The organism is Rhodococcus sp. ACPA1, assembly GCF_002300195.1.
Classification (GTDB): Bacteria; Actinomycetota; Actinomycetes; order Mycobacteriales; family Mycobacteriaceae; genus Rhodococcus_F; species Rhodococcus_F opacus.
This window is the reverse complement of record NZ_NSDX01000003.1, coordinates 1,032,018-1,057,820: the sequence shown is the minus strand read 5'-3', so window position 1 is coordinate 1,057,820 and position 25,803 is coordinate 1,032,018. Positions and strand designations below refer to the sequence as shown.

26 protein-coding genes and 1 tRNA gene are annotated in these 25,803 nt (G+C 66.4%); 15 read left to right on the top strand and 12 right to left on the bottom strand.

All coding sequences use genetic code 11. The annotated features are described in order from the left end of the window. The 6 genes from fabG to CJ177_RS15355 form a co-directional block, all read right to left on the bottom strand. On the bottom strand, window positions 1–759 hold the full coding sequence (gene fabG / locus CJ177_RS15380) for a 3-oxoacyl-ACP reductase FabG (RefSeq protein WP_005251447.1): 759 nt from the start codon (window positions 757–759) through the stop codon (window positions 1–3). After that, the gene (locus CJ177_RS15375) at window positions 756–1,997 is read right to left on the bottom strand and encodes an acyl-CoA dehydrogenase family protein (RefSeq protein ID WP_095868052.1); all 1,242 of its coding nucleotides are present in this window, start codon (window positions 1,995–1,997) and stop codon (window positions 756–758) included. The genes fabG and CJ177_RS15375 overlap by 4 nt, the downstream gene beginning before the upstream one ends. A 22-nt stretch (window positions 1,998–2,019) precedes the next feature. Further along, the gene (locus tag CJ177_RS15370) at window positions 2,020–2,829 is read right to left on the bottom strand and encodes an SDR family oxidoreductase (protein ID WP_025433206.1); all 810 of its coding nucleotides are present in this window, start codon (window positions 2,827–2,829) and stop codon (window positions 2,020–2,022) included. A 122-nt stretch (window positions 2,830–2,951) separates the two neighbouring features. Next, the gene (locus CJ177_RS15365) at window positions 2,952–3,647 is read right to left on the bottom strand and encodes a TetR/AcrR family transcriptional regulator (protein ID WP_005251444.1); all 696 of its coding nucleotides are present in this window, start codon (window positions 3,645–3,647) and stop codon (window positions 2,952–2,954) included. Between the two features lie 44 nt (window positions 3,648–3,691). Continuing rightward, the gene (locus tag CJ177_RS15360) at window positions 3,692–4,453 is read right to left on the bottom strand and encodes an SDR family NAD(P)-dependent oxidoreductase (protein WP_061041943.1); all 762 of its coding nucleotides are present in this window, start codon (window positions 4,451–4,453) and stop codon (window positions 3,692–3,694) included. 40 nt (window positions 4,454–4,493) lie between these two features. Then, on the bottom strand, window positions 4,494–5,639 hold the full coding sequence (locus CJ177_RS15355) for an acyl-CoA dehydrogenase family protein (RefSeq protein WP_095868051.1): 1,146 nt from the start codon (window positions 5,637–5,639) through the stop codon (window positions 4,494–4,496). A gap of 134 nt (window positions 5,640–5,773) precedes the next feature. On the opposite strand from CJ177_RS15355, the gene CJ177_RS15350 reads away from it, so the two are divergent. From CJ177_RS15350 to CJ177_RS15290, 13 genes are all read left to right on the top strand, one after another. Then, window positions 5,774–6,373 (top strand): TetR/AcrR family transcriptional regulator, encoded by a 600-nt coding sequence (locus CJ177_RS15350; protein ID WP_037182564.1) that lies wholly within the window; start codon window positions 5,774–5,776, stop codon window positions 6,371–6,373. Window positions 6,374–6,453: 80 nt separating this feature from the next. Further along, a complete protein-coding gene (locus tag CJ177_RS15345; RefSeq protein WP_095868050.1) occupies window positions 6,454–7,797 on the top strand; it encodes an HNH endonuclease signature motif containing protein in 1,344 nt (447 codons plus the stop codon). 97 nt (window positions 7,798–7,894) lie between these two features. Next, window positions 7,895–8,236, top strand: a complete 342-nt coding sequence (locus CJ177_RS15340; protein WP_306453394.1) for a hypothetical protein — start codon at window positions 7,895–7,897, stop codon at window positions 8,234–8,236. Then, window positions 8,233–8,817, top strand: coding sequence for a DUF3558 domain-containing protein (locus CJ177_RS15335; RefSeq protein WP_095868048.1), 585 nt, complete (start codon window positions 8,233–8,235; stop codon window positions 8,815–8,817). The genes CJ177_RS15340 and CJ177_RS15335 overlap by 4 nt, the downstream gene beginning before the upstream one ends. Window positions 8,818–8,820: 3 nt before the next feature. Continuing rightward, complete coding sequence (locus CJ177_RS15330) at window positions 8,821–10,149, top strand: hypothetical protein (RefSeq protein WP_095868047.1); 1,329 nt, start codon at window positions 8,821–8,823, stop codon at window positions 10,147–10,149. After that, complete coding sequence (locus tag CJ177_RS15325; protein ID WP_095868046.1) at window positions 10,146–10,895, top strand: ESX secretion-associated protein EspG; 750 nt, start codon at window positions 10,146–10,148, stop codon at window positions 10,893–10,895. The genes CJ177_RS15330 and CJ177_RS15325 overlap by 4 nt, the downstream gene beginning before the upstream one ends. 16 nt (window positions 10,896–10,911) lie before the next feature. Next, on the top strand, window positions 10,912–11,385 hold the full coding sequence (locus CJ177_RS15320; protein WP_007297214.1) for a DUF309 domain-containing protein: 474 nt from the start codon (window positions 10,912–10,914) through the stop codon (window positions 11,383–11,385). Continuing rightward, window positions 11,385–12,023: an LON peptidase substrate-binding domain-containing protein gene (locus tag CJ177_RS15315; RefSeq protein WP_005569482.1), complete on the top strand. Its 639-nt coding sequence runs from the start codon at window positions 11,385–11,387 to the stop codon at window positions 12,021–12,023. The genes CJ177_RS15320 and CJ177_RS15315 overlap by 1 nt, the downstream gene beginning before the upstream one ends. A 61-nt stretch (window positions 12,024–12,084) precedes the next feature. Beyond that, a tRNA-Met gene (locus CJ177_RS15310) sits at window positions 12,085–12,161 on the top strand. Between the two features lie 103 nt (window positions 12,162–12,264). Then, complete coding sequence (locus CJ177_RS15305) at window positions 12,265–13,488, top strand: cytochrome P450 (RefSeq protein ID WP_095868045.1); 1,224 nt, start codon at window positions 12,265–12,267, stop codon at window positions 13,486–13,488. A gap of 33 nt (window positions 13,489–13,521) precedes the next feature. Next, window positions 13,522–15,120, top strand: a complete 1,599-nt coding sequence (locus CJ177_RS15300; protein ID WP_095868044.1) for an NAD(P)/FAD-dependent oxidoreductase — start codon at window positions 13,522–13,524, stop codon at window positions 15,118–15,120. 70 nt (window positions 15,121–15,190) lie between these two features. Beyond that, a complete protein-coding gene (locus CJ177_RS15295) occupies window positions 15,191–16,030 on the top strand; it encodes an alpha/beta hydrolase (protein WP_095868043.1) in 840 nt (279 codons plus the stop codon). A 51-nt stretch (window positions 16,031–16,081) separates the two neighbouring features. Further along, window positions 16,082–16,885 carry a transglutaminase family protein gene (locus CJ177_RS15290; RefSeq protein ID WP_061041953.1) on the top strand — a complete coding sequence of 268 codons (804 nt, stop codon included), beginning with the start codon at window positions 16,082–16,084 and terminating at the stop codon, window positions 16,883–16,885. A gap of 4 nt (window positions 16,886–16,889) precedes the next feature. Here CJ177_RS15290 and CJ177_RS15285 read toward each other — a convergent pair whose 3' ends face one another. Beyond that, window positions 16,890–17,270 carry a MarR family winged helix-turn-helix transcriptional regulator gene (locus CJ177_RS15285; protein WP_061041969.1) on the bottom strand — a complete coding sequence of 127 codons (381 nt, stop codon included), beginning with the start codon at window positions 17,268–17,270 and terminating at the stop codon, window positions 16,890–16,892. Between the two features lie 64 nt (window positions 17,271–17,334). On the opposite strand from CJ177_RS15285, the gene CJ177_RS15280 reads away from it, so the two are divergent. Then, window positions 17,335–18,831, top strand: coding sequence for an MFS transporter (locus tag CJ177_RS15280; RefSeq protein ID WP_095868042.1), 1,497 nt, complete (start codon window positions 17,335–17,337; stop codon window positions 18,829–18,831). A gap of 48 nt (window positions 18,832–18,879) precedes the next feature. Here the strand turns inward: CJ177_RS15280 and CJ177_RS15275 are convergent, their stop codons facing one another. The 3 genes from CJ177_RS15275 to CJ177_RS15265 form a co-directional block, all read right to left on the bottom strand. After that, window positions 18,880–19,851, bottom strand: coding sequence for an alpha/beta hydrolase (locus tag CJ177_RS15275; RefSeq protein WP_025433210.1), 972 nt, complete (start codon window positions 19,849–19,851; stop codon window positions 18,880–18,882). 172 nt (window positions 19,852–20,023) lie between these two features. Beyond that, window positions 20,024–20,575 (bottom strand): gluconokinase, encoded by a 552-nt coding sequence (locus tag CJ177_RS15270; RefSeq protein WP_005573887.1) that lies wholly within the window; start codon window positions 20,573–20,575, stop codon window positions 20,024–20,026. A gap of 33 nt (window positions 20,576–20,608) precedes the next feature. Further along, window positions 20,609–22,003 carry a GntP family permease gene (locus CJ177_RS15265; protein ID WP_005251408.1) on the bottom strand — a complete coding sequence of 465 codons (1,395 nt, stop codon included), beginning with the start codon at window positions 22,001–22,003 and terminating at the stop codon, window positions 20,609–20,611. A 167-nt stretch (window positions 22,004–22,170) separates the two neighbouring features. Here CJ177_RS15265 and CJ177_RS15260 point away from each other — a divergent pair, with 167 nt between their 5' ends. Next, on the top strand, window positions 22,171–22,902 hold the full coding sequence (locus CJ177_RS15260) for a FadR/GntR family transcriptional regulator (protein WP_005251406.1): 732 nt from the start codon (window positions 22,171–22,173) through the stop codon (window positions 22,900–22,902). A 37-nt stretch (window positions 22,903–22,939) separates the two neighbouring features. Here CJ177_RS15260 and CJ177_RS15255 read toward each other — a convergent pair whose 3' ends face one another. Together CJ177_RS15255 and CJ177_RS15250 are read right to left on the bottom strand one after the other, a co-directional pair. Further along, window positions 22,940–24,391 (bottom strand): sugar porter family MFS transporter, encoded by a 1,452-nt coding sequence (locus CJ177_RS15255; RefSeq protein WP_005251404.1) that lies wholly within the window; start codon window positions 24,389–24,391, stop codon window positions 22,940–22,942. A gap of 228 nt (window positions 24,392–24,619) precedes the next feature. Then, window positions 24,620–25,798, bottom strand: a complete 1,179-nt coding sequence (locus CJ177_RS15250) for an ROK family transcriptional regulator (RefSeq protein WP_005251402.1) — start codon at window positions 25,796–25,798, stop codon at window positions 24,620–24,622. Window positions 25,799–25,803 lie beyond the last annotated feature (5 nt).

The window sequence follows — 25,803 nt, the reverse complement described above, 5'->3', positions numbered from 1 at the left end:
TCAGTCCTTCGGTCCACCGGCGACGTAGACAACCTGACCCGACACGAATCCGGCGCCCTCGCTGACGAAGAACGACGCGGTGTGCGCGATGTCGTCGGGCTGCCCGACGCGGTTCACCGGGATCTGCGACGCCGCTGCCTTCTTGAAGTCCTCGAAGCCGACACCCACGCGCTCGGCGGTGGCGGCGGTCATCTCGGTCTCGATGAAACCGGGAGCGATCGCGTTCGCGGTGACACCGAACTTGCCGAGCTCGAATGCCAGCGTCTTGGTGAAGCCCTGCATGCCGGCCTTGGCAGCGGAGTAGTTGACCTGCCCGCGGTTACCGAGCGCAGAGGTGCTCGACAGGTTCACGATGCGCCCGAACTTGGCGTCCACCATGTACTTCTGCACGGCCCGCGACATCAGGAACGCACCGCGCAGGTGCACGTTCATGACCGAGTCCCAGTCGTCGACGGTCATCTTGAACAACAGGTTGTCGCGGGTGATCCCGGCGTTGTTGATCAGGATCGTCGGGGCGCCCAGTTCATTCGCCACTCGCTCGACCGCTGCAGCGACGGACGCCTCGTCGGCGACGTTCGCGCCCACGGCCAGCGCTTCGCCGCCGGCGGACTTGATCGCGTCGACGGTGCCGGCACACGCGGCCTCGTCGAGGTCGAGGACGGCGACCGCGTAGCCGTCGTCGGCCAGCCGCTTCGCGACGGCGGCGCCGATTCCCCGGGCGGATCCGGTGACGATGGCGGTTCTACGTTCCTGGCTCACTTGTTTCCTCCATGCTGGTTGTTCTCGGTCTTCGTACGGTATTTACGGAGTTCTCTTCTCGCGATGGACATCTTGTGGACCTCGTCCGGTCCGTCCGCGAGACGCAATGTCCTCAGATGGGCGTACATCATGGCGAGCGGGAAGTCGTCGGTGACACCGGCCCCACCGTGCACCTGAATCGCCCGATCCACAATCTTCAACGCAATATTCGGAGCCGCCACCTTGATCGCCGCGATCTCCGTCCGCGCCTCCTTGTTCCCCACCGTATCCATCAGATACGCCGCCTTCAGCGTCAACAACCGGATCATCTCGATCTCGATCCGCGCCTCCGCAATCCAATCCTGAATATTCGCATTCTCACTGACGGGCTTGCCGAACGTCACCCGCGACGACGCCCGACGACACATGAGCTCGAGTGCCCGCTCCGCCATCCCGATCGCCCGCATGCAATGGTGAATCCGGCCCGGACCCAACCGCGCCTGCGAAATCGCGAACCCCTCCCCCTCCCCCTTCAACACATCCGCCACCGGCACCCGCACATCCGCGAAATCGATCTCCGCATGCCCCTCACGATCCTGATACCCGAACACCGGCAACCCCCGCATCACCGTCACCCCCGGCGCATCGATCGGCACCACCATCATCGACTGCTGCCGATGCGGCGCCGCCGACGGATCCGTCTTCCCCATCACGATCAACACCCGGCAATTCCGATGCAACGCATTCGACGCGAACCACTTCCGCCCGTTCAGCACATACTCGTCACCGTCCCGGACCATCGACAACTCCACATTCGTCGCATCCGAACTCGCCACCGCAGGCTCCGTCATCGCGAACGCCGACGCCATCGTCCCCTCCAGCAACGGCGTCAGATACTTCTCCTTGTGCTCGGCCGTACCGAACAACTCGAGCACCTCCATATTGCCCGTATCCGGCGCATTACAATTGCACGCCTCCGACGCAATATGACTGCGCCCCATGATCTCCGCCAACGGCGCATACTCGAGATTCGTCAACCCCGCACCCGTCCCCGGATGCGGATGAAACAGATTCCACAACCCCCGGCGCCGCGCCTCAACCTTCAACTCCTCCAACACCGGCGGCTGGAAATGCGGATCCCCCGACTCCCGCATCTGCTCCTCATACACCGCCTCCGCCGGATACACATGCGAATCCATGAACTCCAGCAGATCGGTCTGCAACTGCTGGGCGCGATCGGATAAGTCGAACAGCGACATGCGGACTCCTCGTGCGGTCGGATCAGGACGGCTGGGCGAGGAGCGAGGCCTGGTAGCGGCGCATTCCCCGGATCCATCGGTCGTAGTCGGCGCCCTTGTGCCGGTACATCTCCAGCACTTCAGGGTGCGGAAGGATCAGGAACTGTTCGGCTTCCATTGCGGCGAGCACGCATTCGGCCACCGCGGATGGCTCGAGCACCGAACCCGCGGTGGTGACAGCGCGTGCGGCGGTGGCCGACAGCGCGGCGTCGTCGGTGAGCAGCTTGGTGTTGACGCCCATCGGGCACAGGCAGCTGACGCGGACGCCCTTGTCGCCGTAGGTGACGGACAGCCATTCGGCGAATCCGACTGCGGCATGTTTGGTCACCGAGTAGGGGGCGGAACCGATCTGGGTGAGCAGCCCGGCGGCCGAGGCCGTGCTGACGAAGTACCCCTCGCCGCGCTCGATCCAGCCAGGGACCAGGCGGCGTGCCGCACGGATGTGCGCACGGACATTCACGTCGAGGGCGAGGTCCCACACCGCGTCGTCGGGTTCGAGGTCCTCCCCGGCCGCGACACCCGCGTTGGCGAAGTAGAGGTCGACGGGGCCGAACGCCTCCTCCGCGGCGTCGATGACCGACGCGATCTGTGCGTCCTCGGACGCGTCGGCACCGCGGGCGATCGAGGCCCCCGGACGCGTCGCGTTGATCCGGTCCGACACCGCCTGGGCCGATGCGGCATCGAGATCGGTGACGACGACCCTGGCCCCCTCGGCGGCGAGCCGCTCCGCGAGTGCACCGCCGATTCCACCTCCACCACCGGTGACGATGGCGACCTTCTGCGCAACCTGCACGAGATTCCTCCCTCGAGGGGACACGGACGTGCCCCAGTCTTCCACAGAAATCACCTGAACCCGGTGTCGGATTCAGTTTCGTCGACCCGGGTGTCCCACGCGCTCACGCCGCCGGAGAGAGCTCAGCTCCGATCGGGGAACCTCAGTCCATTTGCCCAGATGCGCGTCGTGGTGAACACGACGTCGTCGAAGTCGACGGGAGTGCCGTCGGTCCCGTTCACGCTGGCCACGAACACGTTGTACGCCAACCGGCTGACCATCCCCGACAACGCCCGCGAGGCCAGCATCGGGTCGAGTTCCTTGTCTGCGATGCCCCGCGCCTGCAGTTCCGCGATGCCCCGCGCGTTGCGCGCGATGAACGCGTCGGCCCGCTGACGCCGCAGGTCCGCGAACGCCGGGTCGATGTGCGCGACCTGCTCGAGCAGCCCCATCAGCTTGGCGTTACGCCGATAGGCCTCCAGGTAGGCGCGGTTACTCGCCTCCAGGACGGCGTACGGGTCGTCGGTGTCCTGCACCCGCTTCATACCCGGGTGCATCATGTCTTCCTGCGCCACCTCGAGCACAGCGGCGAACACCTGCTCCTTGTTGTCGAAGTACGTGTAGAACGACCCCGTCGAACAGTTGGCTTCCTTCGTGATGTCGGTGAGCCTGGCGTCGAGGTACCCGGACCGCTCGAACACCGTCCGCGCGGCCGCCACCAACGCCGCGCGCGTACGTGCACCACGCGGGGTCGCCGGAGGCTCCCGCAACAAATCGGTGGCCGCCATCGACGGGGCGGGCTGGTCGTCCCACTCTTCATGGACGGTGCGCGTGGTCATTTCCTACTTATACGCCAGCACAGCAGCCCCGCCCAACCCGACGCTCAGGTGATGGTGATGCCGCCGTCCACCGCGATCGTCTGACCGGTGACGTATGCAGCGGCATCCGACGCGAGCCAGACCACGGTCGCGGCCAGCTCCTCCGGATCGCCGAGGCGACCGAGAACCAGCCGCGATTTCATCGATTCCAGATACCCGTCCTGGTACTGGTCCGTCATCTCCGTCTCGAAGAAACCGGGAGCGATCGCATTCACGCGGATCCCCTTGCGGGCACCCCACTGCTGCGCCAGGTCGCGGGTGAGGCCGATGACCCCGGCCTTGCTCGCGGCGTACGCGGCCTGCGGAAGTCCCGCGGTCGTGAGGCCGAGCACGCTCGCGATGTTCACGATCGCGCTGCCCGGCTTCATGACCTTGCCCGCCGCCTGCGCCGCCCAGTAGGAACCGTTCAGGTTGATGTCGACGACCTGCCGGAACTGCTCCGGCGTCTCCCGCGTCGCGGGGACAGCCGTACCGACGCCGGCGTTGTTGACGAGCACGTCCACCCGGCCGAACTTCTCCATGGCCGCGTCGATCATGTTCTGCGCCTGAGCCGGGTCGACGATGTCCGTCGCGACGCACAACGCCTGACGCCCCGCTGCCCGCACCAGTTCGGCGGTCTTCTCGAGACGGTCGGTGCGACGTGCTGCCAGCACCACATCGGCGCCGGCCTCCGCCGCGGCCTGCGCGAACGCGACCCCGAGGCCCGACGACGCACCGGTCACGACGACCACCCGATCGGTCAAGCTGAACTTGTCGAGAACGGACATACGAAGCGACTCCTTTGTCGTCGGGCTACGGGGTACGGGTTCAGAGGCCGAGGTCGCGGCCGATCAGTTCCTTCATGATCTCGTTGGAACCGGCCCAGATCTTGGTGACACGGGCATCCATCCACGCACGGGCGGCACGGTACTCGGTCATGAATCCGTAGCCACCGTGCAGCTGCACGCAGTGGTCGAGGACCTCGTTCTGCACCTGAGCAGTCCACCACTTGGCCTTGGCGGCGTCCACCGCGGTGAGCTCACCGTCGGCGTGTGCGGCGACGCAGTTGTCGACGTAGGCCTGGGTGACCTCGACACGGGTGACGAGGTCCGCGAGGAGGAACTTGTTCCACTGCAGCGAGCCGATGGACTGGCCGAATGCCTTGCGGTCCTTGGCGTACTGGATCGTCTCCTCGAGGATCGGCGCGGCGTGCGCGATGTTCGAGACGGCGGCACCGATACGCTCCTGCGGCAGCATCTCCATCATGTGGATGAAACCGCGGTCGATCTCACCGATGATGTTCGTCGACGGCACACGCACGTTCTCGAAGAACAGCTCGGCGGTGTCCGACTCGTGCTGGCCGACCTTGTCGAGCTTGCGGCCGCGCTCGAAACCCTCCATGCCCGTCTCGACGGCGAACAGGGTGATGCCCTTGGACTTCTTCTCGGGACTGGTGCGCGCCGCGACGATCACCAGGTCGGCGTTGTAGCCGTTGGTGATGAACGTCTTGGAACCGTTGATGATCCAGTCGTCGCCATCCTTGACCGCGGTGGTCTTGAGCGACGCCAGGTCGGAACCGCCGGAAGGCTCGGTCATGCCGATCGCGGTGAGCAGTTCACCGGTGCAGAACTTGGGCAGCCAGCGCTGCTTCTGCTCCTCGGTCGTCAGCTGCACGAGGTACGGCGCGACGACGTCGGCGTGAATGCCGAAGCTCGACGACACGGCGGCGCTCGCCCGCGAAAGCTCCTCGGCGAGAACCGCGTTGAACCGGTAGTCGCCGGCCTCGCTTCCGCCGTACGCCTCGGGGACCTCGAGGCCGAGGAATCCGTTGCGGCCGGCTTCGAGCCAGATCTCACGATCGATGAAGCGCTGCTCGATGAGCTTGTCGGCCACCGGCAGGAGGTTGCGGTTCACGAACTCCCGGGCCGATTCGCGGAATGCCTCGTGATCGGGGCCGTACAGGGTGCGTCGCATGACCGCTCCTTTTTCGAAATCCAGCTGTGGTGTGTCCACGCTTGTAAGCGTGTGCTTATTTTCTAAGCGCTTGCTTATACTGATCGTGCGGCGCGGTATTGTCAACAGCCGCGCAGCCGAGGATGGAGAAAGACATGAGCGAATCACCGAACCAGGTGATCAGCCCTTCCAAGGCTGCCGCCCGCATCCGAGCCGCAGCCGTCGACGCGTTCGCAACCAGCGGTTACGGCGGCACCACCACCCGCGAGATCGCCGCCCGCCTCGACATGAGCCCCGCCGCGATGTACCCGCACTACCGATCCAAGGAAGAGCTGCTCTTCGCGATCAGTTACGAAGGCCACACCGCGGCGCTCGACGTTGTCGTGAGTGCAGACCTCCCCGACGAGGCGCCCTCGACGAGACTGCAGGCGCTGATCGGCGCGTTCGCGAGCTGGCAGGCCACGCACCACGCACAGGCTCGCGTCGTGCAGTACGAACTCAACGCCCTCACACCCGAGCACTACCGCGACGTGGTCAAACTACGCCGCGACATCACCCACATCGTTCGTGCCGTCGTCGACGCCGGGGCAGCATCCGGCGAATTCACGGTGCCCGACGGCGAAGGTGTCACCCTCGCCCTCATGTCGCTGTGCGTCGACATCTGCCGCTGGTTCCCGGCCGGCGCCTACACCGAGCCGGAGGCCGTCGCAGACCTGTACGCAGACCTCGCCATGCGCATGGTGGGCGCCGGCTAGGTATTGCCAAGGTCCCGCGGGGTCGGCTAATGTAGAACATACGTTCGATTCGGGGGAATCGACGGTAGCCGGGGGTCGGGGTGGATGCAGCAGCGGTGACCGCGTTTCTGGCCGAGTTACCGAAACTCGACCGGAATATCGACGATGCGACACGGATCGACGTACTTCGCGCACTCGAAGAGGTGAAAGCCGCTTGCGCGGGCGTGCAAGCCCGGGTGACCGGAGATCTCGACGCCTCCATCCGCGCCGCACGAGCAGACCGCGAAGTGCCGGCCGCACAGCGAGGGCGAGGCATCGCCAACCAGGTGGCGTTGGCACGACGGGACTCACCGTTCCGAGGTGGCCGTCATCTCGGTATGGCGACCGCTCTCGTCCACGAGATGCCCTGCGCCTTGGCGCTGCTCGAACGAGGGGTGCTCAGCGAGTGGCGAGCAACAATTCTCGTCCGCGAAACTGCATGCCTCACCCGAGAAGACCGCACTGCACTCGATTACCTGCTGTGCGCCGACCCGGCAACATTGGACGGGCTCGGCGACCAGGCGGTGTGCGCGAAAGTTCGCGCGGCCGCTGCGGAAGTCGACGCCGAGGCCGTGGTGCGGCGGGCCCGCAAGGCGGTATCGGATCGGCGGGTCACCTCCCGTCCCGCACCGGACACCATGGCGTACGTCAGCGCTCTGCTGCCGGTGGCACAGGGGGTCGCGGTGCACGCGACTCTCGCCCGTGACGCCGATTCCATCCTCGCCGCCGGTGACGAGCGCACACGGTCCCAGATCATGGCCGACCTCCTCGTCTCCCGAGTCACCGGCGCGCCCCACACCGCGACGGCACCTCCGATCACCGTGAACCTCGTGATCTCGGACCGCGCGCTCCTCGACCGGGGGTCCGAACCCGCCTACGTGCAGGGGTACGGGCCCGTCCCCGCGGCACTGGCGGGGCACTGGATCAGGGAGGCAGTCCAGGCCGCGATCGATCCAGGCACCGGGGACGAGGCGCGGGTGACTCTGCGCCGCCTGTATGCGAACCCGCACTCAGGAGCCCTGACGGCGACCGAGTCCCAGGCTCGCTGCTTCCCCGCCGGGTTGGCGAGGATGATCGATCTGCGTGATCGAACCTGCCGGACACCGTGGTGCGATGCGCCGATCCGGCATCACGACCACATCCAACCCCGCGAACACGAGGGCCCGACCACCGAACACAACGGAGCCGGCCTGTGCGCGGCCTGCAACTTCGCCAAACAAGGCGCAGGGTGGAACGCCAAGCCCCACCAACTGCCCGGCGGACTGCACAAGATCGAGATCCACACCCCCACCGGACACCGGTACCGATCAACCGCACCACCACTACCGAAACCGTTGCCGTTCCGTGAGGTTCAGATCAGCTCGCCGGTGGAACGCATCCTCATCGAATACCTCCACGCGGCCTGAACATCGGGTCGCTGCGCACTAGACCGAGTGACGCACCCGTGCGGTAGCATCTCCGCACGCGGCCGTGGGGGTCCTGTCGAGTACTGGGGGGATGGGAATGAGCAAAACACTGCGTCTGGAAGATGACGCAATCCAACGATGCGTGGGCATCTGCAACACGATGATCGAGCAGCTCGATGACGCGCTCAAGAAGTCCAGAGCTCTAACCAACGTCACAGGCTTCGGCGGTTTCGACTCCGCAATTCAGTTGCAATCTCGCTATGAAGAGAAGCTGAACGGGGGCAACGGGTCTGGTTCGGTAGTCGAGCGCCTGGACCAGTTTCGGAAAGTCATCGAAGTAATGCGCGACACGTTCATCGCGGGTGGCGAAGAATTCGCAGATGCCGATAGCGCGATTAGCCAGGCCTTGGGCACAATTGAAGGGGAAGTCGATCGATGAACCGTGCCATCGTACGTGCCGGGTCGGTGTTGGCACTCGCCTTCTTAGCTGGGTGTGGTTCGCAGCCGGCGGACGGCAAATCCAGCTCCGATAGTGCATCTAGCCCAACAACAACACGCATACCTAGGCATGTCGATAAGTCCGATCGCCCACCGGTGTCGTTCGACCCTTGCCTAGACCTCCCCGATGAAACGCTGGTCGCGGCCGGATTCGATCCCAAGAGCGAAACAAACGTCGACTTCACACCTGATTCCTACACATTCCTTGGATGCAGTTACGACACGCAGCAACGGCTCTACGGATTGAATGTTCTGTCGGGAAATGTCTCCTTCGCCGAGGAACGAGAGAAAACAAAGGAATACGCAACCCCGACCGAAATTAATGGGCGCCCAGCGCTTCTAAAATGGGAAGCCAACAAACCAAACGCGTGCGCAGTCTCGATCGAAACCTCGTATGGGGTGCTCATTCTTGACCGCAGCGTTTTCCAAGGGCACGGAGTTGACGCGCCTGAGGCCGAGTGGTGCGCAGGACTCGAGGACACCGCCCGGATCATTGAGCCGTTTATCCCTAAGGGGGATTGACCGATGGCACCGAAGGACCCGCTCGCTCCCTTCTTCGACGCCGTGCTGCCGAATGGCGCCGGCGATCAGCACCGCACCAAGTTGCAGAGGTCGGCGGAGCAACTCGAGTCAGACGAAATAGACCCTCCATACATCACCACGATGGAGAGTTTCGAGGGCTGGCAACACTCGAGGATTTATGCGAAGACCCGGGATATGGATCCGAGCGTCATCGGGGATCTCGCTCAGGCGTGCCACGCCATCGTCGGCTCACTACCTATCGGCTTCGGCTTCGCCCTTCTCAAGAACACGATTGCCGAAAAGTGGGAGGGCGCGGCCGCCGACGCGGCGCTGGCGGCGACAGATACCCTTGCGGGTGCGAGTGACCAATTGACCTCGGGAGTGCAAGCAATTGGCGTGAAGCTCGACATTCTCAGCAGTGCTGCGCAGGATGTGAAAAACAGCATCCCAGCACCGATGTCGGAGCAACCCCTCAGCCTTCTTCCCCTCACACCCACCGCCGCCGAAGCTCAGGAAGCAGCGCGGGATGCGGCGAGGGAAGAGGCCATTCGGAAGCTGCAGAACATCTACGTCCCGAACTACCAGGACGTGGGCACGAATGTGCCGGTCCTTCCTGCACCACGCTCACCCAACGGCAGGGTCGATTCCGTCGATCCGAATGTCGCTGCGCCGAGCTCGGGCAGTCCCGGTTCCTGGGGCACAGCCGACAGCAATACCTCCTCCGCGTCGGGCGAGGGTGATTCGTCGGCGGATAGCGAGAGCTCCGCGGACGGGGATTCCGCAGGGGATGATGCCGCGGCTACGTCCGCAGCGAATGCCGAGGCCGCTGCCAGTCAGGGCGCCGGGGCGGGATCCGGCTCGGCCGCACAGACTGCCGCCGCGAATGCGCAGAATGCGGCCGGTGCCGGTTCGCAGTCGGGCAGCGGCGCGGGTGCCGGGGGTTACGGTGGCGGACTCGTCGGAGGTTCGGGGTCCGGTGCCGGCGGATCGGGCGTGGGGGGTTCGGCGTCGAGCGCGCGCCGGAAGAACGACAAGCGCGACTCCGAGTCCAACTCGAGCGGTGTGGTTCCGGGTGGCCCGATCCCGTCCGGTGGCGCCGCGGCCGGCGCAGGGGCGGCTGCCGCTGCTGCAGCGGCGACCCCGGTGAAACCGAGCATGAGTCGTCCCGGAATGGGTATGGCACCTGGGATGATGGGTGCGCCCGGCCGAGCGGGCGGCAGCGGCGATGGCGATACGGAGCATCAGACGCCGAGCTATCTCATCACCGTCGACAATGGCAACGAACTGATCGGCAAGCTCGACCCCGTCGCACCGCCGGTGATCGGCGCATGAACTGGCGGCTGACGTCAGCCCAATTCATGTGTCATTGGGAGGCAACCGATCTCGACCGGATGCCGTACCCGCTGCAATACCGGTCCGCAGCTGCGACGGAAGATCAGTACGCCGTCCAGCAACGCGAGCTGGAGCGGTGGCGGACCGCGCTCGACGAACCGAAACTGGTCGCCGCGATCCAGGCGCTCCGGGATCCGCAACTGTCCGTCACGGTGCTCGCCCCATCCCCCGAACTCGACTCCGGGCTTCGCCGGAGGGGCAGCATCCGTGGCCGGGTCGCCGTCGTCGCCGAACAGCTGCGTGGAGCACCGGGCCGCGGCGACATCCGGATCGACGCCGGCACCGAGGGCGTCGACTGGCTGACCACCCAACTCCTGAAAGACCTCCCCGGCTGCGCGCCCGGACGAACCCCGTCCCTGACCGCTCACCCCGACGACCTCGAGAATCGAAGCAGCGGTGCGTCCGTCCTGCAGAGCGCCCGAGCCTCCGACGGCACTCTCCTGCGAAGGATCGTCGGCCGGCCGCGGACCGGAATCGGATACATCTGCATCCGGGGTGCGCGCAGTGGGCTCGACGAGCCCGTTCTGGGCGAACTGACCTGGATCGACGTGGAAGCGGACGGCCGGTACCTCTATCACCAGGACGACCGTGTTCACCTGCGGTCCGCGACAGTCCGGTTGGTTCGCGACGAGCTGTCGAAACGCGTGTCCGCGGCCCTCGCCAACCCTTCGCCGACCCGCGACTGAGCGTTACCCTTGTCCCATGACCGATCGGGACAGGGACGGAACGGGGAAACCCCTCAATGCACGCCCCCGCGACGAACTCGGCCGACCCCTGCCCCACGACGCCGAGGGTGTGCCGCGCATCCCCGACGACCTGCGGTTACCACCCGACGAGGCGATCACCGAGGCTCAGCGGCTACTCGACCACGGCATGCCGTTCCACGCCCACGAGATCCTCGAGGGAACGTGGAAGATCGCCCCCGAGGACGAGCGGGAACTGTGGCAGGGGCTCGCACAGCTCGCGGTGGGTCTCACCCACCTGATGCGGGGCAACAAGACCGGCGCGCGGTCACTGCTGCGCCAGGGTCACGACCGGATCCGGCATTACGAGGTGGAGGCGCCGCACGGCCTCGACATCGCCGGCCTCCTGACGTGGTCGGAACACCTCACGGACGAGATCGATCGCGTCGACCCGCTGCCGGCGACGCCCGTACCCCGATTGAGAATCCCCTGATGACTCTGCTCCCCATGTTCCCGCTGGGCTCGACGATGCTGCCCGGTCAGCAGCTACCCCTCCACGTCTTCGAACCCCGCTACCAGGAACTGGTTCGCGACTGCCTGGACGCACCGGACGGCCCCCGTTTCGGGGTCGTTCTCATTGCCCGCGGCAACGAGGTGGGCGGCGGCGACGTCCGCCACGATGTCGGCACCATCGCGCGGATCGAATCCCACGCGTCGATCGGCGACGGGCGGTACGAGCTGTTCTGCCGCACGGAGGAACGGATCAAGGTGTCGAAGTGGTTGCCCGACAACCCGTATCCGATCGCCGAGGTCGATGTGTGGCCGGACGAGAACACCGGCACCCAGACGGCGGACTACGAATTCCCGTCCCTCATCGAGAGACTCGAATTTCTGTACGGCCTCCTTCGCCGTCTCGCGACGGAGACCGGCAACGTCCCGCCCGACGTTCCCGTCATCGGCGCTTTCCGCGGGTCGCTCGGCACGCGGCTCTACGAGATCGCCACCTACATTCCGATGGGGGACGCCGACCGCCTGCAGATCCTCGCTGCGGCGGGCGCAGACGAACGCTTGCGGGAGGTCTCCGAGGCGATCGAGAATGCCATCGAAATGGTCCAGTTCCGGCTGATGTGACCTAGCCCTCCCCGGGGTTGGTCAAGAGCACTCCGGGAAGGGTGTAGTGTTGTCAATGCAACGCGGGGTGGAGCAGCTCGGTAGCTCGCTGGGCTCATAACCCAGAGGTCGCAGGTTCAAATCCTGTCCCCGCTACCACTGGAAACGGCTCCGGAGATTCAATTCTCCGGGGCCGTTTTTCGTTGTTCCACATCCTCCAGGACTAGAACGTATTCTCGTATGTGAGGCCTCAGGAGGGACAGTGCAGCTCGCCGACGTCGATCTCTACAACCCGGACACCTTCGCGAAGGGCGTGCCGCACGAGATGTTCGCCGTGTTGCGGCGGGAGGCACCGGTCTACCGGCACCTCGACGAGCGCGGCGAACCGTTCTGGTGCGTCACCCGGCATGCCGACATCGTGACGGTGAACCGGGACGCCGAGACGTACTCGTCCTGGCGAGGCGCCACCTACATCGACGACCTGAGCCCCGACGACCTGGCGGGCCAGCAGCTGATGATGCTGAACATGGACCCGCCGGACCACACGGCGCTGCGGAAGATCGTGAGCAAGGGCTTCACGCCCCGCCGCATCGGCCAGCTGCACGAGATCCTCGCGCAGCGGGCCACGACCATCGTCGACGCGGTGATCGAGCGCGGCGAGTGCGACTTCGTGGTCGACGTCGCGTCCGAACTCCCGCTTCAGGCGATCGCCGATTTCCTGGGCGTGCCCCAGGAAGATCGCAAGCTGATCTTCGATCTGACGAATCAGATGATCGGCTCGTCCGATCCGGAATTCCATCTCGAGGAAGGGCAGGAACGGGCGGCGGCGGCCCAGATGTTCGCGTACAGCCTGGAGATGTTCGAGGACCGCAAGAAGCACCCACGCGACGACATCGCGACAGCACTCATCCAGGCCGATGTACACGGCGAGAAGCTGGGCGAACTGGATTTCAACATGTTCTTCATGCTCCTCGCGGTCGCGGGTAACGAGACCACCCGCAACGCCATCTCACACACCCAGCTGGCGCTGATGGAGCATCCCGAGGAGCGCAGGAAGGTGCTCGAGGATCCGTCCAAGCTCGATGCTCTGATCGAGGAGGGGTTGCGCTGGGCCACACCGGTCATGCAGTTCCGCCGGACCGCGACCACGGACACCGTGCTGCACGACGTCGAGATCGCCGAGGGCGACCGCGTGGTCATCTGGCACATGTCGGGGAACCGCGACGAGGCGGTGTTCGACGACCCCTACACGTTCGACATCGACCGGCCCACCGGCCACTACTCCCAGCACATTGCGTTCGGCGGCGGCGGTCACCATTTCTGCCTCGGCGCCAACCTCGCTCGCGCCGAGATGAAGGTGATGCTGGGTGAAATTCTGCGTCGCATGCCGGACATGGAACAGACGGCACCGGCACAGCGCCTGCGCTCCAACTTCATCAACGGGCTCAAGCACATGCCGGTGACGTTCACGCCTTCGTCCCTCTGAGCGGAGCGCCGCCTTTTCTGACAGCCTGGGCGAGTGAACAACGTCGACGCAGTGGTCATCGGATCCGGTCCCAACGGACTCGTCGCGGCCGCGACCCTGGCAGATGCGGGCTGGGACGTCGCGGTCGTGGAGGCGCAGCCGACGCCCGGCGGTGCGGTGAGGTCGGCGGAACTCGTCCCCGGATTCACGTCGGACCTGTTCAGCGCGTTCTATCCCCTGTCCACCGTGTCGCCGGCGCTCCGCGGTCTCGATCTCGAGTCGCACGGTCTGCGGTGGAGTCACGCGCCCAGCGCGCTCGGGCACGCCCGCTCGGCCGCCGACGAGGACGCGCCGGTGATCCATCCCGACCCCGCCGACACGGCCGCCGACCTCGAACGCCGCCAACCTGGTGACGGCGCCGCGTGGACGGCGCTCGTCGAGCAGTGGCACGACATCAAGGAACCGCTGCTGAGCACCCTGTTCAGCCCATTCCCGCCCGTGCGTGGTCCGAGCCGACTGCTGCGACAGCTGGGGACCGCCGAGTCGTTGCGGCTGGCCCGATTCCTCCTCCTGCCCGCACGGCGGATGGCCCATGAACTGTTCCGCAGCGAGGCGGCACGACTTCTGTTGCTGGGTAACGCGATGCACGCCGACACCCCTCCGGACGCACCGGGCAGCGGCGTCATGGGTTACATCCTGACGATGCTCGCCCAGGACGGCGGTTACCCCGTTCCGGTGGGCGGCGCGGGCGAGTTGTCGGCCGCGATGGTGCGCCGGGCCGAGCACGCGGGTGCGCACTTCCACTACGGCGACGCCGTGACCGGGATCGACGTCCGGTCGGGTCGCGCGGTGGGTGTGCGGACGGCGTCGGGTGTCCGTTACACGGCACGTCGGGCGGTGATCGCCGACGTCTCAGCGCCCGCACTGTACGGGTCGCTGCTTCCCGGCCACTCCGTCCCCGCCCGCGTGCGGGCCGACCTCGAGCACTTCGAGTGGGACACGCCCGTCCTGAAGGTCAATTACGCCTTGTCGCAGAAGATTCCGTGGCGTTCGCCCAGCCTGCGCGGTGCAGGCACCGTCCACCTGGGCGCCGACGACAACGGACTCGTCCGCTGGATGGCCGACCTGACCACCGGCACCGTCCCGTCCAGCCCGTTCCTGCTGTTCGGGCAGATGACGACCGCGGATCCCACCAGGTCACCGGAAGGCACCGAAAGCGCGTGGGCGTACACGCATCTACCGCGCGACATCACCGACGACGCGTCCGCCGATCTGCTGGCCGCGCGGGTCGACGACGTCCTCGAGGCGCACGCACCGGGTTTCTCGGAGCGGGTCGTCGGACGGGTCGTCCAGCGCCCGTCGGATCTCGAGGCGGCCGACGCGAATCTCGTGGGTGGCGCCGTCAACGGTGGGACGGCGCAACTCCATCAGCAGCTGGTCTTCCGGCCGGGGCCTGGGACGTCCCGTTCGGAGACGCCGGTTCAGGGCCTGTACCTGGGAAGCGCCTCCGCGCACCCGGGTGGGGGCGTACACGGGGTGTCGGGCCTGAACGCCGCCCGCGCCGCGCTCGGCGAGGACGGACCGCGCGGGTGGCTGCGGCGGCGCACGTCGCGCGCCGTCATCGACCTGTTGTCGAAGGGACCGATACCCTAATTTGTCCCGTGCCGGGGTACCTCACCATGCAATGATCTGAGTCGTCGAATTCGGACCACGAAGGGGCATCATGCAGCATCGAGAATCATCCTTCGCCGGCGTCGGCGGAATTCCCATCGTCTACGACGTGTGGCTCCCCGAGCGGCGCCCGCGCGGCGTGCTGGTGCTGTGCCACGGCTTCGGGGAGCATGCCCGGCGCTACGACCATGTGATCGAACGGCTCGGGGAACTCGACCTCGCGATCTACGCGCCCGACCACCGCGGGCACGGGCGGTCGGGCGGCAAACGGGTCCACCTGAAGGACTGGAGCGAGTTCACCGACGACCTGCACCAGTTGTTCGGCATCGCGTCGACGGACTGGCCGGGCACCGACCGCTTCCTCCTCGGGCACAGCATGGGCGGTTCCATCGCGCTGACCTATGCGCTCGACCACCAGCAGGACCTGAAGGCACTCATGCTGTCCGGGCCTGCGGTCGACGTGACGAGCGGCACGCCGCGCATCGTGGTCGAGATCGGCAAGCTGGTGGGTCGCTTCCTCCCCGGAGTGCCCGTCGAGTCGCTCGACGCGAAGCTGGTCTCCCGCGATCCTGCGGTCGTATCGGCCTACGAGGAGGATCCCCTCGTCCACCACGGAAAGGTGCCTGCCGGGATTGCGCGCGGAATGATCCTCGCCGCCGAACGGTTGCCGGAACGTCTGCCGTCGTTGACGGTTCCTCTGCTACTCCAGCACGGCCAGGACGACGGGCTCGCGAGTGTGCACGGTACGGAACTGATCGCGGAGTACGTCGGTTCGGAGGATCTCACGGTGGAGATCTACGAAAACCTGTTCCACGAGGTGTTCAACGAACCGGAGAACGAGGAGGTACTCGACGACCTCGTCGAGTGGTTGCGGCCACGCGTGCAGGCCTGACTTCGGCGGGGGTGTTCTGCACCCCCGGACGATGGATGCCAGGATGGGCTGATGAAACGTCACGTCAGCGCCACTCTCGACATCGAGGTCACCGACGCCACCAGTCTCGAATTCAAGATCGCGGTGGCCCGCACCCCCGGTTCGGAGTTGTCGGAATCGCTGACGTTCACCCTCGACGGGAACCGTGTGGAGGCACGAGAGATGGTGGCGGAGCACGGCACTCGCGTCCACCTCTTGGACAGCGAACCCGGTTCGCTGCACGTCGAGTACTCGGCTTCGGTTGCAGGTAAGGCCGATTCGCCTCCGGTCACCGACTACGACCTGTCGAAGTATCTGCGCCCGAGCCGATATGCGGAGGCGGACAAGTTCTTCGGTTTCACCGGCGGCGAATTCAATCTGTCCAAGCCGCACCCGGAACTACTGCAGGACATCACCACGTGGGTGGGATCGCGACTGCTGTACCAGGCGGGTTCGAGCAGATCCACCGACAGCGCCGTCGACACGATGCTGTCCGGGGCGGGCGTGTGCCGTGACTTCGCCCACCTCACGGTGGCGCTTCTGCGGGCCGTCACCATTCCGGCGCGGCTGGTGGCCGTGTACGCGCCGGGGTGCGATCCAATGGACTTCCATGCTGTCGTCGAGGCGTTCGTCGATCACGAATGGCGTGTGGTCGACGCGACCCGATTGGCTCCGCGTTCGGCACTCCTGCGGATCGCGACGGGTCGCGACGCCGCGGACACGGCATTCCTGGACAATCACGGAGGGGCGATCACGCTCGAGAACACCGTGGTGACAGCCGTCGTCGACGGCGAATTCCCGTCCGACGACTACGCGACACCCACCTCGCTGACCTGACGGGTCAGGTTGCGTCCGAAAGCCTTTCGGTGAGCACGCCCACCTGAATCTTCTTGGCGTCGGCGTGCACGTCGCGGCCGGCGTCGGTGACGTCGACGAACACGCCTCGCCGGTCCGCCTCGCACAGCGCCCGCGCGACCAGGCCCGCCTTCTCCAGCCGGGCCACGCTCCGGGACAGGGCGCTGGGGCTGAGGTACATCTCGGCCGCCAGATCCTGCATGCGCGGTCGCTCGCAGGTGGCGTCCATCAACCGGTCGAGCGTCTCGAAATCGCTCATGCTCAGGCCGTGCGCGTGTTGCATCTCACGATCCAACTCGCAGGCGATCGAGTTGTATCTGCTCGCGAGCAGCCGCCACGTGCCGCGCAGGTCTGCTTCAGAGCTCATGAACCGCACCCTAGCGCGCGCACGAAAAAGGTGCAAGCGAATTAAATGCAGCCGAAATTAGTGCTTGCGCATTGATTGCACGTGCATCTACATTCTTCCTGTGACTATCAGCGACGCCACCCCGGACCTCGCCACCTCGTCGGGCGCCACCGCCACCCCGTCGACCGACCAGGCCTGGACACCCCGCCTCTGGGGCGTCCTGGCCGTACTGTGCCTCGTCATGTTCCTCGACGGTCTCGACGTCTCGATGGTGGGTGTCGCGTTGCCCTCCATCGGAACCGAGTTGGGGCTGTCCACCACCTCGCTCCAATGGATCATCAACGGATACGTACTCGGATTCGGTGGTCTGCTGCTGCTGGGCGGACGCACTGCCGACCTTCTCGGACGCCGCCGCGTCTTCCTGATCGCACTCACCGTGTTCGCGATCGCGTCCCTGGTCGGCGGACTCGTCGACAACGGAACGCTGCTCATCGCGAGCCGCTTCGTGAAGGGACTCGCCGCAGCGTTCACCGCGCCGACCGCGATGTCCATCCTCACCACCACGTTCAAGGAGGGGCCCGCCCGCAACCGGGCCTTGTCGATCTTCTCCGTCTTCGGAGCCAGCGGCTACTCGTCCGGCCTGATCCTGGGCGGACTGCTGACCAGCGCCGGGTGGCGCTGGACCTTCCTGATGCCGGTGCCGTTCGCGGTTCTCGCCCTGGTCGCGGGCGCCATCCTGATCCCCCGCGACCGCGCCGCCGACAACGGCGGACACGACATCGTGGGAGCCGCCACGCTGGTGTCGGGGATGCTGCTCGCCGTCTACACCGTGGTGTCGGCACCGGCCCGCGGCTGGGCCGACCCGCTCACGCTGGGCTCGTTCGCACTGGCCGCAGCCCTGCTGGCGTCGTTCTTCGTCGTGGAAAACCGGGTGGCGCACCCGTTGGTGCGTCTGAGCATCCTCCGGGTCGGCTCGATCGTGCGGGCGAACCTCAGCATCGTCGCGCTGTTCGGCTCCTACCTGAGCTTCCAGTTCATGATGACCATCTTCCTGCAGTCGGTGCTCGGATGGTCGCCGCTGGAGATGGCGCTGGGTCTCCTGCCCGCCGGCATCATCGTGGCCTTCGGATCGCCGTTCGTCGGACGCCTGATCGACGCGTTCGGCACGGCACGCATGATCATTGCGGCACTGACCTCGTTGAGCCTCGGCTACCTGTGGTTCCTCTTCGCGGGGAGCGACCAGCCCCACTACGCGGTCGCGATCCTGCCGAGCGTGCTGCTGTTGGGCGTCGGTTTCGCGCTGGGCTTCACGTCGATCATGGCCCAGGCCACGTCGGGCGTCGACGACTCCGAGCAGGGGTTGGCGTCGGGTCTCGTGCAGACGTCCGCACAGGTCGGTGCAGCGCTCGTGCTGGCACTCACCACCGCGCTCGTCACCGCCGGATCGCACGCGGCCACCGGCATCAGTGGCGCCGGGTTCCACCAGTTCCACTCCGGCCTCGTGCTCGTCACGGGAGTCGCGCTGCTGGGATTGCTGATCACGGTGTCACCGCTGCTACGCAGGGTGCTCAACCCCGCATAGGACCCGGACGGCGGAACGGGTGGGCACAGGCCCACCCGTTCCGGTCGTTCAGGCCGAGTGCCGCTTCGACTCCGTGAGCGCGCGGGACGCGAAGTCGACGGTGAGCCCGATGATCGTGCGACTCTCCCGCAGCACCTTGCCGATCACGGGGAACGCGTGGATCTGCCCACTCCAGATGTGGGTCTCGATCTGCCGTCCCTCGCGATCGAACCTGTCGGTGATGATCTCGACGTCGGGCCGCATGATCTCGTATTCGGCGGCGGTGAGGAAGACGGGCGGGAACAGTGCCGGATCCGCGTTCACCGGGGACTGGGCTCCCGGAATCTGATCGGGCCCGGACAGCCAGCGATCCTTCAGCTTGGCCACCTGCGACATCGGCAGGTACGCGTCGCGTTTCATGAAATCGGGGTCGTGATCCTCGAGGTCGAGGTTGAGTAGCGGGGAGTACCCGATGACGGCCGCCGGGCGGGTGAGGCCCCGCAACGCGGCAACTTCCGCGACCTTCATCGCGAGGTACCCGCCCGCCGAGTCCCCCGCGACGATCACCCTGCTGGGGTCGTCGCAGACCTTCAGCACCTCGGTATACGCGGTCATGGCGTCCACCAGGGACGCCCCGATCGCACCCTTGGGAAGCTGCCGGTACTCGACCGAGACGACCGGCGCACCCGAACGTGCGGCGAGCAGTCCGCACAGTGCCCGGTGGGTGGCGAGCCCGCAGAACACGAATCCGCCGCCGTGGAAGTAGAGGATGGTGGCGCCGTCCATCGACGTGATCGTGGGTCGCGGATGGGTGATCTTCTCGCACGGCACCCCGCCGAGCGAGATCGCCTCGATGTCGAGGCCCTTCGGCTTGGGAAGCCGGTCGATCAGCTCGTCGAGGGTCGCCAGCAGTTCGATGCCGCGGTCCGTCGTCGGCCATATCGTGAACAGCGGTTTGACGAAAGCCCTGGCAAACCAGAACGTCATGCGCGCCCGCCGACTGACATCCCAGTGCCACACGATCGATTCACGCGTTCGCATACTGCCCTCCGTTGTATCGGACGCTTGTCCAGCCAAGTGGACACCCTAGGGCGATCCGGAGAGAAACGCACCCGAAACTGTCACGTCCGCTCCCCGAGACCTCCCGCCACGGTAAGTCGAAGTCGCCCGCTGCCGAGCGACTTCGACTGATTTTCGTCCGATTGCCGGAGGTTCACCGAGCCAGTCGCTCCTCCAGCCGAGCGATGATCTCGGTCGCCACCTGGGTGGGCGATCCGCCCACGTCCACCACGATCGCGTCCTCGTCCGGCTCGATCGGTTCGAGCGTCGAGATCTGTGTGTCCAGCAACGACGGGGGCATGAAGTGGTCGAGCCGGGCGGTCAGCCGTTCCCCGATCTGCGCCCGCGACCCGGCGAGATGCACGAAGACGACGTTGTCGCCCCGCAACACATCGCGGTAGCTGCGCTTCAGCGCCGAGCAGGTGATGACCCCGGGAAGACCGTTCTCGGTGTGTTCCCGAATCCACCCCGCGACGACATCGAGCCACGGCCAGCGGTCCTCGTCGGTCAACGGCTGCCCCGACGCCATCTTCGCGACATTCGCGGGTGGGTGCAGGGCGTCTCCCTCCTGCAGGTCCCAGCCCATGGCGCCGGCGATGATTCCCGCGACCGTCGACTTCCCGGACCCGGACACCCCCATCAGCACCAGGACCGGATCCGCGGTCTGCGGTGTGCGTCCTGCAGATTCGCGCGTACTCACGTGCATCTCACCAACCTCACTCGACATTTCTCAGCCCCTCTAGATGAATACGCTCAGTGCGAGGACACCGGCCAGACCGGTGACGGAGATGATGCATTCCATCACCGTCCACGTCTTCAGGTTCTGTACCACCGTGACACCGAGGTATTCCTTCACCAGCCAGAATCCCGCGTCGTTGACGTGCGACAGGAACAGCGAGCCGGACCCGATCGCCAGCACCATCAGCGAGACGTGCGTGGAGGTCAGTTCGGCGGCGACGGGTGCGAGGATTCCGGACGCGGTCACCGTCGCAACGGTGGCCGATCCGGTGGCGACGCGGATGAGCACGGCCACGAGCCAGGCGAGGAACAGCACGGGAAGGGCGCTGTCCTTGATCGCGTCGGCGATCACGTCGGCGATGCCGGTGTCGATCAGGACCTGCTTGAATCCGCCGCCGGCGCCGACGATGAGGAGGATTCCGGCGATCGGGGGCAGTGAACTCTCCAGCGAGACGGCGATGGCCTTGCGGTCCATGCCGCCGCCCCGGCCGAGGAGCGCCATCCCCGCGAGCACCGCGAGTCCGAGGGCCACGACCGGTGTTCCGAGGAAGTCGAGCAGCGCCTTCGCGGGCGACTCCGAGTCGGCGGCGATGACGTCGGCGATCGCCTTGCCCAGCATCAGGACGACAGGCAGCAGGATTGCGGACAGGGTTGCCGCGAAGCTGGGCCGGCGACGCTCGGCGGCTGCCTCGGCGCCTTCCCGGTCCTCGACGGTCACGTAGAGCTCGGGGACGGGGACGTCCACCCAGCGTGCCGCCAGCTTGCTGAACAGCGGCCCGGCGATGACCACGGTGGGAATCGCGACGAGGACGCCGAGGGCGAGGGTGAGTCCGAGGTTGGCGTTCAGGGCCGCCACCGCGACCAGTGGCCCGGGGTGCGGCGGCACGAGACCGTGCATGGCCGACAGACCTGCCAGCGTGGGAATCGCGATCCGCATCAGCGAGAGTCCCGAACGCCGTGCCACCAGGATGATGACGGGCATCAACAGCACGAGACCGATCTCGAAGAACATCGGCAGGCCGATCACGGCGCCGACCAGCGCCATCATCCACGGCAGCGACCGCGGGCCCGCTCGTCCGACGAGGGTGTCGACGACGCGGTCGGCGCCACCGGAATCGGCGAGCAACTTGCCGAACATGGCACCGAATCCGATCAGGATTCCGACGCTGCCCATGGTGGCCCCGAAGCCCTCGACGAACGACTTCACCGAGTCTTGCCCACCCAGACCTGCGGCGATACCGACGCCGACGGCGCCGATCGACAGCGCCAGGAACGGATGGAGTTTGAGCCAGGTGATCAGCGCGATGATGACGGCGACGCCGACGACGGCGGCCGTGATCAGCCGCGCGTCGTGGCCGGCACTGTCGGCCGCTGCGAGTAGAGACGCGGTACTCATTCTGTTGCTCCAGGGAGATCGGTGTTGGAATGACCCTTGTTCGTGACTCAGGTCACTCTGCCTCATAAACCATATGATTTCAAGGCCAAATCCGATTAAGTACTACTTAGAGTCTGAATCGCGCGCCAACGTGTGTTCAATGGGGGCAACCGTGGGAACATCGGCGGATGACCAACGCAGACGGCGGCGAGTACCGGCAATTGCACGAAACGGTGCTCGATCGGCTCGGTAGCGACATCGTGGCCGGAGTCGTCGCACCCGGCACCCGGATCTCCGCAGACGACGTGGTCACCCAGTACTCCGTCTCCCGCACCGTCGTCCGCGAGGTGGTCCGCGTTCTCGAATCGCTCGGACTGCTGGCCGTCCGACGTCGCGTCGGGATCACCGTCCTGGGTGAGGAGCACTGGAATTCACTGGATCCGAGCGTGATTCGGTGGAAGCTGGCCGGCCCGCAGCGGTTCGAACAACTGTCGAGCCTGAGCGAACTGCGGTCGGGTATCGAACCGCTCGCCGCGCGTCTCGCGGCAACACGGGCGACACCGGAACAGTGCGGGGCGCTGACGGCGGCCGTCATCGGAATGTCGTCGACGTCCCGCGCCGCGGACACGGACGCCTACCTGGCCCACGACTCCGATTTTCACCGCACGCTGCTGACCGCGTCGGGGAATCCCCTGTTGCGCGCGATGTCGCAGATCGTCGTGGAGGTGCTCGAGGGCCGCACCCGGCACTCGCTGATGCCGCACGTCGCCGAGACCGAAGCAATCCGCCTGCACGGCGTGGTGGCGTCGTCCATTCAGATGGGCGACGCCGACGCGGCGGAGGCGGCCATGCGCGCGATCGTGAGCGAATCCGCGACGGCGGTCGAGCAGATGAAGGACGAAGAAGACACCCACGAGTGAGGTACTCGCGGGTGTCTTCCTCATAGCTCGGTGAGTCTTATGCGACCGAATCCGATTGCATGGCTTCGAGTTCCACGCCCTTCGTCTCCTTGACCCAGCGCAAGACGAAGACGAGTGACAGCACGGCGCACACGGCGTAGAAGCCGTAGGAGATTCCCAGCGAGAAGTCCTTCATGGACGGGAATGTCACGGTGATGAGCCAGTTCGCGGCCCACTGGGCGCCTGCCGCGAGGGAGAGGGCGGCGGCGCGGATGCGGTTGGGGAACGCCTCGCCGAGCAGGACCCACACCACGGGGCCCCAGGACATTCCGAAGGCCACCACGAAGAGGTTGGCGGCGACGAGGGCGATCGGGCCCTGCAGTCCGGTCAGGTGCGGCGTCGTGACGCCGTCCACGACGGTGGTGGACGCGGTTCCGAAGATGAACGCCATGGTCGCGAGCGTCACGGCCATACCGGCGGAGCCGATGATCAACAGCGGTCGCCGGCCCACACGGTCGATGTACGCGATGGCGATGAGGGTGGTGGCGATGTTGACCACCGACGTGATGACCGTGATCTGCAGCGAGCTGCCCTCGTCGAAGCCGACGGCCTGCCACAGGACGCTGGAGTAGTAGAAGATCACGTTGATACCGACGAACTGCTGGAAGACGGAGAGTCCGATACCGATCCACACGATCGGCATCAGGCCGAACGCGGAGCCCTTCAGATCACGGATCGACGGTTGCGTCTCACGGGCCAGCGTCGACCGGATGCTCTCGATCTTGAGGTCCAGGCCCTTCTCGCCGAGCAGGACCGCGAGGATGCCGCGGGCTTCGCCGAGGCGGCCCTGGGCGATCAGATATCGGGGGGATTCGGGAATCGTCAGCGACAGCAGTCCGTAGGCCAGTGCGGGCACGCACATCGCGAGGAACATCCAGCGCCAGGCCTCGAGCCCGAACCAGAGTTCTTCCTGCGACCCGCCGGCGAGGGCAGCGAGGGCATAGTCGACCAGGAGCGAGACGAAGATGCCCGTGACGATCGCGAGTTGCTGCAGCGACCCGAGACGTCCACGCACCCGGGCGGGCGAGATCTCGGCGATGTAGGCGGGTGCGATGACCGAGGCCAGACCCACACCGATGCCGCCGACGATCCGGAACGTCACCAGCATCTCGACGTTGGCCGCGAATCCGGTGCCGATGGCGCTCAGCAGGAACATCACGGCAGCGGCCCGCATGGTGACGAGGCGTCCGTACCGGTCGGCGATCCGCCCGGCCAGCATCGCTCCCGCCGCGGCGCCCAGCAGTGCCGAGGCGATCGCGAATCCGAGGAGAGCGGAATCGACCTGGAACTTGCCCTCGATCGCCGACACCGCGCCGTTGATCACCGCACTGTCGTAGCCGAACAGCAACCCGCCGAGTGCGGCGACGACCGCGATACGGACGGGAACCGAAGTGCCCTCTGCTGTGTCGCCGGGCGATTCCGCGCCGGGCAACAGGACGTTTTCAGTCATGGGACTCCTCGTGAGCAAGGGGGTGATCGAGTCTCGGATCGAGCCGAGGCCTGCGCGAGAGCGCATTCGTTGTGGTGCGGAACACAGTAGGCAACGAAACGGGGAACCGTCAAGATGTGAACACAAATAGACGATCCTCACCGCACAAATGTTCATCCTTGAACGCGATCACCGCGATGTGCGCAGAGTGCGCCCCACGAACTGGTGGGAGAATTCAGCGGCGAACAGTCAGGCCGGAAGCGCAGATCGCAGACCCAGCGCGACGGCGCCGAGCACCTGCGCCCGGGGGCCGAGTTCGGCCACGCGGATGTCCAGGGAACGGACCGCACTGGGCACCGCGTAGCGGCCGACCACCTCGCGCATCGGCCCGAGCAGAAGTTCGCCGGCCAGCGCGAGTTCGCCGCCGATGACGAGTCGTTCGGGATTGACGAGGTTGCACAGACTCGCTACCGCGACGCCGACGTGCCGCCCTGTGTCGGCGAGCACCCGGATGCAGGCGGCGTCGCCGCCCTCGGCCATCGCGACGATGTCGGCGATGGTGAGATCGGGACCGCGACTCGGGGCGAGCAACCCGATCACGACGTGCGAGGCGACGAGGGTCTCGAGGCAGCCGCGGTTGCCGCAGCGGCATACCTGACCGAACTCGTCGAGTGTCAGATGGCCGATTTCGCCTGCGGTGCCGCCTCTTCCGCGGTACAGCCGGCCGTCGAGGACGAGGCCGGCACCGACTCCGTCGGACAGTTTGATGTAGGCGAGATCGGTGGTTCCGCGGCCCGCTCCCCACATGTGCTCGGCGAGCACGCCGAGGTTCGCGTCGTTGTCGACGTGCACCGCGGTGCCGAGATACTCCGACGCGATGGCGGCCGCATCGACACCGACCCACCCCGGGAGGATCGACGGGCCACCGACCTCGCCGGTGTCGGTCTCGAGCGGAGCGGGCAGACCCATCCCGACCGCGAGGACGGACGTACGGTCGCAGCCGAGGCGATCGAGCGCCGCGTCGAGAAGAGCGCCCGCCTGCACCACGCCGTCCGCGGCGCGGTGCCCTGCACCGAGTTCGACGCGCTCCTCGGCGAGCACCTCGTGTGCCATGTCGGCGACGGCCACGGTGAGATGGCGATGCCCGAAGTCGATCCCGACGGCGAGCCCCATCTTGCGGGTCAGCTTCACCGCACGGCCCCGCTGGCCGGGATGGTCGCCGCCCGGCACGGCAACCATCCCGGCCGCGGTCAATTCCTTGACCATGTTGGACACGGTGGCGGGCGCCAACCCGGTGCGGCGCGCGATCTCCGCCTGGGTGAGCTCACCCGACGTCTGGAGCGCGCGGACCACACGGTGCTGGTTGGCGGACTTCAGCGAGGACTGAGAACCCGGCCTCGGGGAGTCACCGTTGTCACTGTCGCGCACGACAT